Origin of the sequence: Mesorhizobium sp. KR9-304 (genome assembly GCF_040049215.1) — a bacterium.
Taxonomy (GTDB): domain Bacteria; phylum Pseudomonadota; class Alphaproteobacteria; order Rhizobiales; family Rhizobiaceae; genus Mesorhizobium_K.
The window spans coordinates 436,714-449,504 of the sequence record NZ_JBDZDN010000004.1 but is presented as its reverse complement, the minus strand read 5'-3'; the positions used below and the strand labels follow the sequence as shown (position 1 = coordinate 449,504).

Below are 12,791 nucleotides of genomic sequence, written 5' to 3'. Positions count from 1 at the left end.
TGTTCGGCGGAGCGTTTGCCGCCAGTCGACTTCGAATTCATGTTCGTTCCTTCGTCTCCGACGAGAACGAACACTCCTTAAATCACACCCTCATTTCTGTGCCATAGGCGCTGATCCCGGACATTCCGGAGGGCTCCTTTGACGATCAGGTGCTTTCAACAGCCTTTACCGTCGATCCCGAGGGCTGCGAAATGCAGGTATTGAAACTCGAGACAGGCTTGATCGCGGAAAGCTGGCGTCATCGATATGTCGGAGCCGTCACGATGCACGGCATCCGCATCGAAAGGCTGGCCTCTTGAGCTCGAAGCCGAGGCAGATAGACAAATATCTGTTGGGCTCGGTCCTCTTCCTGGCGCTGCTGATTGGAGGTGGCACCGCAAGCGGGCTGTACACCGATACGATCATAGAGATATTGGCCGTTGTCGCCGCCGCCGTCGCTCTTTCGGCACCGTCCGAGCATAAAATAGATCGGCGGGCTTTCTGGTTGCTGCTCGCAATCCTTGCGCTGGCGCTGCTCCAGCTTGTTCCGCTCCCGGCCGCCCTTCTCGAGCCGTTTCGGCCCGAACTCTTGGCTGTCGATGTGGGCGAGGCTGGCGGGCCTTCACCGTTCCAGTTCATTAGCCTGGGGATCGGTCGCACATCGGAGTGCCTGGTGTATTTTGCCGCCGCCGCCGCCTTCTTCCTCGGCGTTTCAAAGCTTCGCCCGGAGCAGGTATACGGATTGCTGCCCTTTTTTTTCATGGGCGTAATCTGCAACGCACTTGCGGGCGCTATACAGTATTCTCTTTCAGAAAATGTTTCGATAGACGGACTTCTGCCGTTTACAATATCGGTCGGTCTATTCGCAAACGTCAATCATTTTTCTTCGCTTCTCTTCATAACGATTCCATTTGTTGTTTATTACGGATTGTTTCGAGGTCATTTGTTTTCGGGGATAGCGGGCCTCGGAGCACTGCTTCTTTTGCTACTGGCCGCCGGGTCGCGGGCAGGCGTTCTGATCGGCTTGGCTATCACGTTGATATCCGTCTTCTTCCTGGCTTCGCGATCACGCGCCAGTGCCACAACGATGCTGACATTGTTTCTCGCAATGTCCGTCTATTCTATTGGCGCTTGGTCGAAAATAGACGCCGCTGCCTTGGACCCAGAGTTCGGACGGCGAGAATTTGCCGAGACAACAATCGCCGGCATAAAGGACAATTGGCTGTTTGGTATCGGATTTGGAAATTTTCAGAAAGGCTATCAGATCTACGAGAGAGAAGAAATGATATTTAGCCAGTATGTCAATCATGCGCACAATGAATACTTGGAGGCAATATTTGAAGGGGGTGTGATCGCCGGTCTTGCAATTTTGTTTTACCTTGTCGTCTTGGCTGTGAGCGTCTTTGGCGGAGGCAAGAACACGTACCAAAAGGCTGCGCTCCTTTCGATAATTTTTATTCTGGTCCATTCATTTGTCGACTATCCGCTACGCACGATAGCGTTGGCGCTGACGTTCGCCTACTTGAATGCCATTGTGTTTCACACGGGATTTGGCCGACGCAACAACCGAGAGGAGCTCTTGGCGGTTGAGCATAATGGCGGGCAACTCCTCGTACCGATTTAGAAGGTTGGGTAGAAAGAAATCCGGTCATGGCTGAGTCCAGCCTGGGCAATCAGCCTGCACGGCCGAAGTGCGCCCTTCGAGGTAACTCGTGTCTTAAGTTGGCACGCTTACCGCCATGCGCGTGGCGAGCAGTATTGCCTCCTCGCTGGCGCGCGGATTGGCGATGCCTTTGCCGGCGATGTCGTAGGCCGTACCATGTGCCGGCGTGCAGACCGGGAAGGGCAGGCCGCCGAGCATGGTCACGCCGCGGTCGAAGCCCATAAGCTTCATCGCGATCTGCCCCTGGTCGTGGTACATCGTCAGCACGGCGTGGTATCCACCCGCGCGTGCCGTGAGGAATACGGTGTCCGCCGGATGTGGGCCGGATACGTCGAAACCTTGCGCGGCCGCCGCCTCGATCGCGGGGCCGATGATGTCGATCTCTTCCATACCGAAGCTGCCGCCGTCGCCTGCATGTGGGTTCAACCCTGCAACGAGAAGACGAGGCCCCGTTATCCCTGACCGCTTCAGGCAATCCACGGTGAGGCCGATCTCGGCGAGGATTGCCTCCTTCGACAGGCTGGCGGCGACATCCTTCAGCGGGATGTGTGACGTGACCCGCGCGTTCCAGACGGTGTCGAGCACGTTGAACTCCCTGACCCTGCCGTCGAGGCGCAGAAGCTTCGAGATGAAACGGCTTTCGTCGTCATAGCCCGGATGTGCAAAGCGCATCGCCTTCTTGTTGAACGGCGTGTAGCAGACCGCCGCCACCTTGCCGGCATGGGCGAGCGTCAGCGCGAGCGTGAAGTTCTCCACGGCGAACCGGCCGCCCGCCGGAGTCGCTTCTCCGATGGAAACGTCCGCCGGTTCGAGATTGCGTAGATCGATCAACACCGGACTGTCGGCCGCGCCGATCACGTCGCTTTCGACCTCCTCGATGTCCAGCGTGACGCCGGCAATCCTCGCGCCATCCTCCAGAATGCGCCGGTCGCCGATCACGACAAGACGCGCGGCCGCCGCCACGGTCTTTGAATCGACCAGTTTCGCGGCAAGTTCGGGGCTTATTCCGGCTGGATCGCCCATGGCCAAGGCAACGATCGGGCGTCGGTCGCTCGAATTACCGATGGCGGCAATCATGAGTTCTCAACCTTGTCCGAAGGGCTCAACGCAGTCTTTCTCCGGCGGAGGAGAACAGCCGAAGAGATGCGATGTCGCAATTCAGCCAAACCTCATCGCCGGACGAAAAGTCGCTGCCCTCGCGTTGCTCGACCGTGATGCTCTCGCCGCCGGCGAGGTTGCAATACAGATAGCGGGTGCTGCCGAGATACTCGGCGAAATCGATATGCGCACGCAGCGAAATTTCTCGCCTCTCACCCGGCAACAGGTGTTCGGGACGGATACCGAGCTTGATGGTCTCGCCCTCTGTCGCGCCTGCCACAGGATGGCTCAGCGGAATGGTGGCGCCGCCTATACCGATCCTGTCTCCAGACATGTAGACCGCGTCGACGATGTTCATTCGCGGCGAACCGATGAAGCCGGCGACGAACAGGTTGTTCGGATCCTCGTAGACTTCGCGCGGTGTGCCCACCTGCTCAATGCGGCCGTCCCTGAGCACGACAATGCGATCGGCAAGCGTCATCGCCTCGGTCTGGTCGTGGGTGACGTAGATCATCGTGTTGCCGAGCTCGCGATGGAGGCGCGCGATCTCGATGCGCATGCTGACGCGCAACTCCGCATCGAGGTTGCTCAGCGGCTCATCGAAGAGGAACGCGAGCGGCTTGCGCACGATTGCCCGGCCTATGGCTACACGCTGGCGCTGACCCCCGGAAAGCTGCCCCGGGCGACGCTCGAGCAGCGGAACGATCTTGAGGGTCTCAGCCGCCGCATTGACCTGCCGCTCGATCTCGTCAGCCGGGGTCTTCGCCATCTCGAGCCCGAAGGCGAGGTTCTCGCGGACGCTCATATGCGGATAGAGCGCATAGGACTGAAACACCATCGCGATGCCGCGCTTGGAGGGATCAAGGTCCGTCACGTCCCGGCCGGCGATGAAAATATCACCGGACGTAACGTCCTCCAGGCCCGCGACCATGCGCAGCAATGTGGATTTGCCGCAGCCGGACGGCCCGACGAAGACGACGAACTCGCCGCCTTCGATCGTGAGATCGAGACCATGGATCACGTTTACGGAACCGAAGCTCTTGCGAACGTCGCGAAGCTCGATCTTCGCCTTTTCGTGCGCTGATCCCGTCATCTCTGTGCCCTGACCCATACGAGCATTTCACCCGGCGCCCTGTTGTCCCACAAATGGTAAGGTACGAAGCGCGCCGTGGTCGCCTCCAGAGCGGGTTTTGCCGTGTCGTAAAGCTTGCCGTCCCAGCCGGGCCAGCGCTCGCGTTTGGCGTCGACGTCGACGGCCACTGCTCCGCCGAACTCCTCAATCGACGCGACGCGCGCATTCTCCAGATCATCGGCGACGATCAGGCTGTTGAGGCCGGCTGCGTTATCGACCTCCTCGACGCAGTAGATCATCGGTCCCCGCGCCAGCGCGACGCGGCCGAGATCGGCTTTGACCGCGGGATTGGCGTGCACGGCGCGGATATCCATCGGCAGGTCGAGCAGGATCTGTTCGCCGCCCTGCCAGACGCGATCTATTCGGAGATAGCCGTTGTTCTCGATCTTCGCGGTGTCGATTGTCTCGCCGTCGATCGACAGCGTAGCGGCGCGGCACCAGCCTGGAACCCGCAATGCCAGCTTGAATGCGGCGGGCGCATCCAGTCCGACGGTGATGGCGATGCGGCCGTCCCATGGATAGGTGGTTTGTTGACTGATTGTGACGGCTACTGTCCCCACCTTCAGCCTTGCCGTGCTCTCGCCGTACAGGTGGATGGCGACCTCGTCGTTCGAGACGGCATACATATAGCTGCCGATAGCGGCCACCGTACGGCCTATGTTGGGAGGGCAGCACGGACAGCGATGCCAGATCCAGCGATGATGGTCTCCCGCGCTCTCCAGCGGATTGTCGTAGAAGAAGCGCGCGCCATCGACCGCCAGGCCCGAAAGCGCGCCGTTGTAGAGAGCCTGCTCCATGATGTCGGCGTAGAGCCGATCCGGGCCGCGCCCCAGCATCCGGCTTGCCCACATCATCAGGCCGACGGCGGCACAGGTCTCCGCATAGGCGTTTTCGTTGGGCAGGTCATAATAGTCCGTGAAGCCTTCGTTGCTGGCTGCGGGTCCGATGCCTCCGGTCACATACATCTGCTTGGTGGTAAGGTCGTCCCACAGGATCTTCAGGGCATCGGTCAGGCTGTCGTCGCCGAACTCCGTCGCGACATCGGCCATGCCGGAATAAAGATACATGGCCCGCACGGCATGGCCGATCACCTTGGTCTGCTGCCGTACCGGGGCATGCGACTGGTTATACTCGTAGGTCCGATGCCGGAACTGCTTGGGGTCGGCGCCACGTTCCGCCGCCTCGACATCGAAATAATGCGGCTGCTGCCCGCGTTGCTCAACGAAATATCGGGCGAGATCGAGATATCGCTGCTCGCCCGTTGCCCGGCCGAGCCGGACCAGCGCGAGTTCGATTTCCTCATGGCCGCAATATCCGGGCTTCTGGCCGGGCCGGGGCCCGAACAGCGAGTCGATATGGTCGGCGTAACGGCACATGACGTCGAGCAGCTTGCGTTTGCCGGTGGCATGGAAATAGGCCACCGCGGCTTCCATCAGATGGCCCGCGCAATAGAGTTCGTGGCAATCGCGCAAATTGGTCCAGCGCTTGCCGGGCTGCATGCGGATGAACCAGGAATTCACATAGCCGTCCGGTTGCTGCAGCCTGTGGAACATGTCGATGATCGCGTCGGTCTTCGCCTCGAGGTCGGGATTGGGCATCCGATAAAGCGCGTAAGCGGCGGTCTCGATAACCTTGGCAATGTCGGAATCCCAGAACATCTGGACATTCACCGTGTCCGGCGAGCCATCGGCGCGCGTGTGGAACGCCAGCCGCAGTTCCGGCACCGGCCTGTCGGGGTCGATCTGGTCGAGCATACCCGCCGTGACGCAGCGCTCGTAAAGGATCATCACCGTCCTGTCGGCGACTGCGTCGATGCGGTCTCCCCAAAATCCGCGTACGTCGACATCCGGTACCGCAGGTGGGCGAAAGCCGTGTTTCTTGGATTTGTCAGCGTTGGTCATGAATTTCGGTCCACTCAAGCGTTGGTCTGTTCACTTCACCGCGCCGGCCGTCAGGCCGCGGATGTAGTAGCGTTGCAGCAAGAGGAAGAGCACGAGGCAGGGCGCCATCATCAGCGCGACGCCGGCTTGCACCGCCCCCCAGTCGATCGTGCCGAACTGACCGGACCGCACCGCCGCCATCAGGACGGGCAGCGTGTACTTGTTCTGGTCGGTCAGCAGGATCAGCGCGGCCAGGAATTCGTTCCACGATGCCAGGAAGGCGAAGATGGCCACCGTCACCACGCCGGGCAGAACGAGAGGCAGCATGATGCGGTACAGCACGACGAACACCGAAGCCCCATCGACGCGGGCCGCATCCTCGATCTCCTTGGGCACCGCGTCGAACGCGTTGCGCATCATGAAGATCGAGAAAGGCAATTGCAGCGTCACATAGACCAGGACGATTCCCGTGAGCGTGTTCTGCAGCCCGAGCTTTGTCAGGATGAGGAAGAGCGGCGTGAGGATGGACTGGAACGGGATCATCACCGTTGAGATGACCAGGACGAAGAGAACGTTCTTGAAGGGAAAGCGGAAGCGTGAAAACCCGTAGCCGGCCAGCAGGCTGATCACGACAGACGCCACGACGGTCCAGGCCGATACGGCAAGGCTGTTTGCCGCGTATGTCCAGATACCCGAGCCATACTGCTCGAGGTTTGCGTAATTCTGCGTGCTGAAGCCGCCGACGGGCCAGGGCGGCAGCGGCGGCTGCCTGGCTTCGACGCTCGGCTTGAAGCTTACCAAGATGCTCCAGGCCAGCGGCGCAAGGAAAAGGAAGGCCGCGACGATCCCAATGCCATGATAGCGGGCGACGTCGAGGAGCCTGAGTGTTCCGGCCTTGCGGCTGCGGGCCATCACATACCCTCCGGGTTGCGGAGCAGCCGCAGTTGAATGACGCTTATCAAGACCAGGATGCCCAGAAGGACCATGGACAGCGCCGAGCCGTAGCCGAGATGGAAGGACATGAACGACTGGCTGAATATCCAGTAAACCGCCGTGACCGTGCTGTTCTGCGGGCCGCCGTCGGCGATGATGTAGAACTGGTCGAAAGCAAGCATCGAGCCGGCAACCGAAAGGATGAGCGCCAGCGCGATCGTGCGGCGCATGAGGGGCAGGGTGATGCGCCGGAAGCGCTGCCAGCCGGAAGCGCCGTCCATACGCGCGGCTTCCTGAACCTCGGTCGAAATGCTCTGCAGGCCGGTCAGCAGAATGATCATGTTGAAGCCCGCGGTCTTCCACACGACCATGATGACGATCGACCAGAAGGTCGTATCGAAATCGGCAAGAAGATTAACCCGCTTGTCCGTCAGCCCGAGCTGCTCGGCGGCTGGGGAAAACAGCCCGGAGTCGACATCCAGCAACCATGCCCACAGCAGGCTGGCCGAGCCGAAACCGACAACGACCGGCAGGAAAAAGGCCGTGCGATAGAATTTGATGAGCGGGCGCGATTTCTCGGCGAAAAGCGCCAGCGGAAAGGCCACGGCGAAGATCGCGACCGTCACGATCAGCGTGTAATATACGGTGAAGCGCATCGACGTCCAAAATTGCACGTCCTGCGCCAGCCGGACGTAGTTGCCGAACCCGATGAACCTGGATTTGCCGAGCAGTGGCCAGTTGTGCAACGACATCCAGAACGCCATCCCCAACGGGATCACGAAGAAAAGCAGCACCAGGGACAAGGCGGGCGCCACGAACAGAAGGCCGGCGAGTTGATTGCGGCGCAGCTTGGCGCTTGTTCGGCGGGTCGGTGTGCCGCTACGGGGTTGCTGCTCGGGGGTCATGGCACGGTCCACATGCAATAGGCCTTGGGTGGCCCGGACGGGTGAAAGCCGTCCGGGCCGTCATCCGGATGCCGGGAGATATGCTCCGGATGCTACTCGGCGGCGTCTAGGATCGACTGCATGGTGGCCTGGGCCTTTGCGACGGAGCCTTTGACATCGTCACCGAAGAAGACCTCGTTCAACATCTGCTTCCACGGACCCGTGCTGCTGTTGATGATGTCGTTGTAGACCGGCGAAGTGGGGGTCCTACCGATCGCCATGGCTTGCGTTGCGATCTGGTAGCGCTCATCCAGCGACTTGACCGCCTCGGCGGCGATGTCGCCGCGGGTAGGCAGGCTGCCCCCCTTGGCAAGCATGGTCTGTCCCTCGATCGAGTAAACGAACTCGAGGAACTCCTTGGCGGCCTTCAGGTTGTCACGGCCGCCGGTGACGACGAAGTTGTCGCCGCCGGCGAAGGATGCCTTGCCACCGTCCTTACCCGGCAGGAACGTCACTCCGAATTCGACGGTGGGGTAGTTCTTGACGAGGTTGCCGATGGCGAAGGCGCCGATGGGCGATATGCCGACCTTGTCGGTGGCGAAACCGCCGAAGAAGTTCTTGCCCGAATCGGTCTTTGCGCTCTCAGGGACATAGCCCTTGGCGACGAGATCGCGATAGAAGTTGATCGCGTCATGCATCTGCGGGGTGTCGATGGTGGCGCGTTTGCCGCCGTCGACCAAAATGTCGCCGCCCGACGCCCAGATCAGGGGCATGAAGGTGAACGCATTGCAGCCACCGCAGGCGCCCGCGAAATAGAAGCCGCGGATGTCGCCGCCGAGCGCGTTGACCTTGCCCGCCGCCGCTTCGATCTCGGCCCAGTTGGTCGGCCCCTTGTCCGGATCGAGCCCGGCCTGCTTGAACAGCTTCTTGTTCCACAGCAAGACCGAGGCGTCGGCCGACATCGGCAGGGCGTAGATCCGTCCATCGTAGGTGCCGGTGCCGACATGCGCTTTCGACAGGTGTTCGAAGTACGGCAGGCTCTTGGCCAGGTCGGTCAGATCCTCCAGCACACCAGACTTGGCGAACGCAGGAGCGTAGACCAGATCGAGAGACACGAAGTCGGGAGCGGAGCCGCCGGCTGCCGCGGTGGCGTATTTCTGCACCATCTCGCTCGACGGGACGATCTGCAGTTCGATTTGCGTCTCGTGCGACGCGTTGAACGCCTCGATCAGGCCCGGCATGAAGGCTTCGCTGGTCGATCGCGACCACATGGTGAGCTTCTGTTGAGCAAGCGCCGAACTTGACAGCGCGCCCAATGCGGTGGCGGCGAGCGCCAGGATCTTCAGCAGTTTCATGGTTTCAATCTCCTCCGTCGTTGGTCGTTTTTATTTGCTTGAACTTGGTCTTATGCACCTTTGTGAAGTTGTCATGAGCCGCGAACCACGAGACTGCAGGGCAGCTTCCAAAGTCCTTTTTCGACGGCCTCGCCATTGACGAGTCGCACGAGCGCCAGCCCGGCCTGCCGTCCGAGTTCCTTCAGATTCATGTCGACTGTCGTCAGCGGCGGACGCGTCTGCTCGGCGACGATTTCCCAGTTGTCGAAGCCGACCACGGAGACGTCGCTCGGGACGTCGACTTTCCGCTCCCTGAGTGCATCTACGGCGCCGCGCGCAATCTGGTCGTTGCCGCAGAAAATTCCGTCCGGTCGGTCCGCGCCGGACCAGAGCGTCGCCACCGCCTCATGACCCCATCGCTCGGACCACGAGCCGCGCAGGATGCCTGCTGGCGGCACCTCGAGGCCGGCTGCGCAAAGCGCGTCCGAATAGGCGCCCGCGCGCTCTTGCACGACCCTGAAGCTTCCCGGCCCGGTGATGTGGGCAATCCGCTTGCGCCCCCGGGCGATGAGGTGCTCGACTGCCCGCAGGGCGCCCTGCCGGTCGTCCGGAACCAAGGTCACGGCGTCCGGCCGCCCCTCTGTCAGCGCATACACCACGGGAACGGACAGATGCGAGAGATCCACGGGCAGCGGCTTGTCGATGCGCTTGCCCGTGGCGATGATGCCATCGACTTGCTTGTCGAGCATTGCATCGACATGGATCTTGGCGAGGTCCGGATTGTCTTCGACCGTGCACAGGAAAACCGACACGCCATGGTCGATCAGGCCTTCGGAGACACCGGCCATGACCGGCAGGGTGAAGCGACCATAGGTATCGTCCGTAAGCAGGCCGACGGTGAAGCTGCGCTTGCTTGTAAGGCTGCGAGCCAGTGAGTTCGGCCGGAAGCCGAGTTCCAAGGCGACGCGCCTGATGCGGTCGCGTGTTTCCGCAGACATGCGTCCAGTGTCGTTAAGGGCTTTTGACGCTGTCGCAGTGCTGACGCGGGCGGCCTTGGCCACGTCGTAGATAGTCATCCGTTCAGACGGCATTTGTCCTGACAAGCGAAAGGACCCTTAGCTTGAGAAACCGGTTTCTCAAATGTTCATAGCGTATTTTTCTGCTTGAGAAAAGGGTTTCTCAACCACTTTCTTGGAAAAGGGCAGGGACGAGGAAGGGTCAGCAGCCAGTCCTCGCCGATCGAGGGAACCGCCGCCGCAAGGCGCGCGGTGACCAGCAGGCCGGCCACTGTCGTCAGAAGACCCGACAGGGCATGCGTGACGACGGCGATGCGATTGACTGGCACACCGGACAGGCTCGCTGCGACACCATTGGCGCCGGCTGCCGCAGGTCAGATACTTGGCATCGAACCCAGCGATGATCTTGTCGGCAATACCCTTCAGTTCATCGCGGTAGGTCTTGAGGTTGTCGTTCGAGATCAGCAGCGTGCCGCTGTCGATGAAGGTCGAGTTCTGCGGATTCTTATCGAAGGTCGCATTTGCGTTCATCGAGCAGCCCTCGTGCAGGCGCTTCAACGCGTAGGCCGCAATGTAGCCTTTGGCCGTAGGGGTTCTGCGCCATGCGCAACTTCCGGCGGCGCACGCGCGCTCCCGGAAGGGACGAGCTTGCAGGTTATCGGTCAGCTCAGCGACTTTTCAACATCGGTCACGGGCCGCGGCTCGTCTCGAATACCGGATCGGCTCCCTTGTCCGAAACGGAGGCCGACCGGAGTTTCCTGCGGGAGATCCTCAACGTGTGCAGCAGGTCGCCATACCGGCACGATCTACTTATGCCGATCATCCAACTGCAGGATGATGGGCCAGGATCTCGTGCCAAAGGAACTCTTCAATATCTGTATGGGCACCGGTGAGTCGGACGGCGGCGATGGAGAGTGTCGCCGATGGGAGCACGTCGCTCATGTCGCAAAGCAGGCCTGATCCGAGCGGTTCCAGCGCGACGCGTTCGGGCAGCCACGCGACACCCACGCCGTTGATGGCCAATTGCAGCGCAGCGAGCGTCAGCGCCGTTTCCACCTTGCGGCGCACGAATTCCCCCCGTGGAATGAGCGGCAGTATCTCCTCGTTGAAGACGCGCCCGAGGAAGGCGTCGCTTGGATAGGCGATCGTTGGAAGTTCGCCGCGCGCGTATGAATCGTTGAGCAGACCAAGGCGCTCCGCGGAAAAGACCGGTATGAACCGCTCGACTCCAAGTATGGCGCGTTCCAGAAACTCGCCGGGGTCGGCGGCAGCCTCGGCGCCGGACTGATAGTTGAGGAGCAGATCGGCCTGTTTTGCCATGAGCAGCGCTAGGCATTCGTCGCGGTTCGCGGAACGCAATCTCACGCTCACATCGATGCGCTGCGACAACATCTCGACGATCGCCGGGGCCCGGGTGGCGGTTATCGCATGCTGGCTGGCGATGACGATGCGGTTGTGTGCTTCGCGGCCCTGACGGCGAAGTTCGTAGTGCAGGTCCTTCATCTGCGCGATGAGCCGCTTGATGTCCTCCTGATGGTTGGAGATCGATGGTTTCAAACCGATGGGCTTGCGGTCCCGGTCGAACAATTCCACGCCGACATAGTCCTCGATGGCCCGAATGCGTCGCGAGAATGCGGGCTGCGTCACGAATCTTCGCTTGGCAGCCGCGTTGAACGATCCGGTCTCGACGACCGCGACGATATCCTCCAGCCACTCAAGTCGCATCAAATTGTCCTAATATGCACTTCGCGCATAATATCTCGCCATTTTGGCATTTGATCAAGCTTCTGAAATGCGCAACTTTCACAATACGCAATTCGTGAAAGCAGACGCACATGCACCTCGCCCGTTTCCCGCGCATCCATCTGGCCCATCTGCCAACCCCTCTGGAATATCTGGGACGCCTGACGGCTGAACTCGGCGGGCCGGAAATCTGGATCAAGCGCGACGATTGCACGGGCCTGTCGACCGGCGGCAACAAGACGCGCAAGCTCGAATTTCTGATGGCCGAAGCTCAGGCACAGGGGGCCGAAATCGTCATGACCCAGGGCGCGACGCAATCGAACCACGCGCGCCAGACCGCAGCCTTTGCCGCCAAGCTCGGCATGCAGTGCCATATTCTACTGGAAGACCGAACGGGCTCCAACGATCCGAACTACAAGGAAAACGGCAACGTCTTCCTTGATTACCTGCATGGCGCGACCGCGGAAAAGCGTGGCGGTGGCCTCGACATGAATGCCGAGATGGAGGCGGTCGCCGACAGGCTGCGCGCGGAGGGAAAGTCCGTCTACACGATCCCCGGCGGGGGCTCCAATCCGACCGGCGCGATCGGCTACGCCAATTGTGCGCTGGAGCTCGTTTACCAAGCCAACGAACGCGGAATTCGTATCGATCATCTGTTGCACGCCACGGGAAGCGCCGGCACCCAGGCGGGCCTGATCGTCGGATTGAAGGCGATCAATGCACGGATACCTCTGCTTGGCATCGGCGTCCGCGCGCCGAAGGCCAAGCAGGAAGAGAATGTCTACAATCTCGCCGTGGCGACGGCCGAAAAGCTCGGGTGCCCCGGCGTTGTCTCGCGAAGCGATGTGGTTGCCAACACCGACTACGTCGGTGAAGGCTACGGCATTCCCGCGCCGTCGACGATAGAGGCAATCGAGATGTTCGCCCAACTGGAAGGCATCCTCCTCGATCCGGTCTATTCGGGCAAGGGCGCGGCCGGACTGATCGATCTGGTACGGAAAGGCCATTTCAAGAAGGGCGAACGGGTCGTATTTCTGCACACGGGGGGACAGGCCGCGTTGTTCGCCTATACGAGCGCGTTTGCGTCTCCACCCGCAAAAATCGCGGCGGAATAAGGATTATCGCATTC

11 protein-coding genes are annotated in these 12,791 nt (G+C 60.9%); 2 read left to right on the top strand and 9 right to left on the bottom strand.

Annotation, left to right across the window (positions count from 1 at the left end):
- Positions 1-295: 295 nt before the first annotated feature.
- A complete protein-coding gene (locus tag ABLE71_RS21830) occupies positions 296-1,603 on the top strand; it encodes an O-antigen ligase family protein (protein ID WP_348785576.1) in 1,308 nt (435 codons plus the stop codon).
- Positions 1,604-1,696: 93 nt separating this feature from the next.
- Here ABLE71_RS21830 and ABLE71_RS21825 read toward each other — a convergent pair whose 3' ends face one another.
- The 9 genes from ABLE71_RS21825 to ABLE71_RS21785 all read right to left on the bottom strand — a co-directional run bounded on the left by ABLE71_RS21825 (position 1,697) and on the right by ABLE71_RS21785 (position 11,644).
- On the bottom strand, positions 1,697-2,719 hold the full coding sequence (locus tag ABLE71_RS21825) for a 4-hydroxythreonine-4-phosphate dehydrogenase PdxA (RefSeq protein WP_348785575.1): 1,023 nt from the start codon (positions 2,717-2,719) through the stop codon (positions 1,697-1,699).
- 25 nt (positions 2,720-2,744) lie between these two features.
- Positions 2,745-3,833, bottom strand: coding sequence for a sn-glycerol-3-phosphate ABC transporter ATP-binding protein UgpC (gene ugpC, locus ABLE71_RS21820; protein ID WP_348785574.1), 1,089 nt, complete (start codon positions 3,831-3,833; stop codon positions 2,745-2,747).
- Positions 3,830-5,773, bottom strand: coding sequence for a beta-L-arabinofuranosidase domain-containing protein (locus ABLE71_RS21815; protein ID WP_348785573.1), 1,944 nt, complete (start codon positions 5,771-5,773; stop codon positions 3,830-3,832). Before ABLE71_RS21815 ends, ugpC begins: the two co-directional genes overlap by 4 nt.
- A gap of 30 nt (positions 5,774-5,803) precedes the next feature.
- Positions 5,804-6,664, bottom strand: coding sequence for a carbohydrate ABC transporter permease (locus ABLE71_RS21810; RefSeq protein ID WP_348785572.1), 861 nt, complete (start codon positions 6,662-6,664; stop codon positions 5,804-5,806).
- The gene (locus tag ABLE71_RS21805) at positions 6,664-7,590 is read right to left on the bottom strand and encodes a sugar ABC transporter permease (protein ID WP_348785571.1); all 927 of its coding nucleotides are present in this window, start codon (positions 7,588-7,590) and stop codon (positions 6,664-6,666) included. Before ABLE71_RS21805 ends, ABLE71_RS21810 begins: the two co-directional genes overlap by 1 nt.
- 92 nt (positions 7,591-7,682) lie before the next feature.
- On the bottom strand, positions 7,683-8,924 hold the full coding sequence (locus ABLE71_RS21800) for a sugar ABC transporter substrate-binding protein (protein WP_348785570.1): 1,242 nt from the start codon (positions 8,922-8,924) through the stop codon (positions 7,683-7,685).
- Positions 8,925-8,995: 71 nt separating this feature from the next.
- Entirely contained in the window at positions 8,996-9,994 is a 999-nt protein-coding gene (locus ABLE71_RS21795; RefSeq protein ID WP_348785569.1) for a LacI family DNA-binding transcriptional regulator, read from the bottom strand.
- 53 nt (positions 9,995-10,047) lie between these two features.
- A complete protein-coding gene (locus ABLE71_RS21790; RefSeq protein ID WP_348785568.1) occupies positions 10,048-10,248 on the bottom strand; it encodes a hypothetical protein in 201 nt (66 codons plus the stop codon).
- A 490-nt stretch (positions 10,249-10,738) separates the two neighbouring features.
- Positions 10,739-11,644 carry a LysR family transcriptional regulator gene (locus ABLE71_RS21785; protein WP_348785567.1) on the bottom strand — a complete coding sequence of 302 codons (906 nt, stop codon included), beginning with the start codon at positions 11,642-11,644 and terminating at the stop codon, positions 10,739-10,741.
- A gap of 110 nt (positions 11,645-11,754) precedes the next feature.
- Here ABLE71_RS21785 and ABLE71_RS21780 point away from each other — a divergent pair, with 110 nt between their 5' ends.
- Positions 11,755-12,777 (top strand): D-cysteine desulfhydrase, encoded by a 1,023-nt coding sequence (locus ABLE71_RS21780; RefSeq protein ID WP_348785566.1) that lies wholly within the window; start codon positions 11,755-11,757, stop codon positions 12,775-12,777.
- Positions 12,778-12,791: the final 14 nt, after the last annotated feature.

Bases quoted from the DNA above. Each gene is read 5' to 3' on its own strand.
- ABLE71_RS21825 (WP_348785575.1), bottom strand. From the start codon at position 2,719: ATGATTGCCGCCATCGGTAATTCGAGCGACCGACGCCCGATCGTTGCC.
- ugpC (WP_348785574.1), bottom strand. From the start codon at position 3,833: ATGACGGGATCAGCGCACGAAAAGGCGAAGATCGAGCTTCGCGACGTT.
- ABLE71_RS21815 (WP_348785573.1), bottom strand. From the start codon at position 5,773: ATGACCAACGCTGACAAATCCAAGAAACACGGCTTTCGCCCACCTGCG.
- ABLE71_RS21810 (WP_348785572.1), bottom strand. From the start codon at position 6,664: ATGGCCCGCAGCCGCAAGGCCGGAACACTCAGGCTCCTCGACGTCGCC.
- ABLE71_RS21805 (WP_348785571.1), bottom strand. From the start codon at position 7,590: ATGACCCCCGAGCAGCAACCCCGTAGCGGCACACCGACCCGCCGAACA.
- ABLE71_RS21800 (WP_348785570.1), bottom strand. From the start codon at position 8,924: ATGAAACTGCTGAAGATCCTGGCGCTCGCCGCCACCGCATTGGGCGCG.
- ABLE71_RS21795 (WP_348785569.1), bottom strand. From the start codon at position 9,994: ATGCCGTCTGAACGGATGACTATCTACGACGTGGCCAAGGCCGCCCGC.
- ABLE71_RS21785 (WP_348785567.1), bottom strand. From the start codon at position 11,644: ATGCGACTTGAGTGGCTGGAGGATATCGTCGCGGTCGTCGAGACCGGA.
- ABLE71_RS21780 (WP_348785566.1), top strand. From the start codon at position 11,755: ATGCACCTCGCCCGTTTCCCGCGCATCCATCTGGCCCATCTGCCAACC.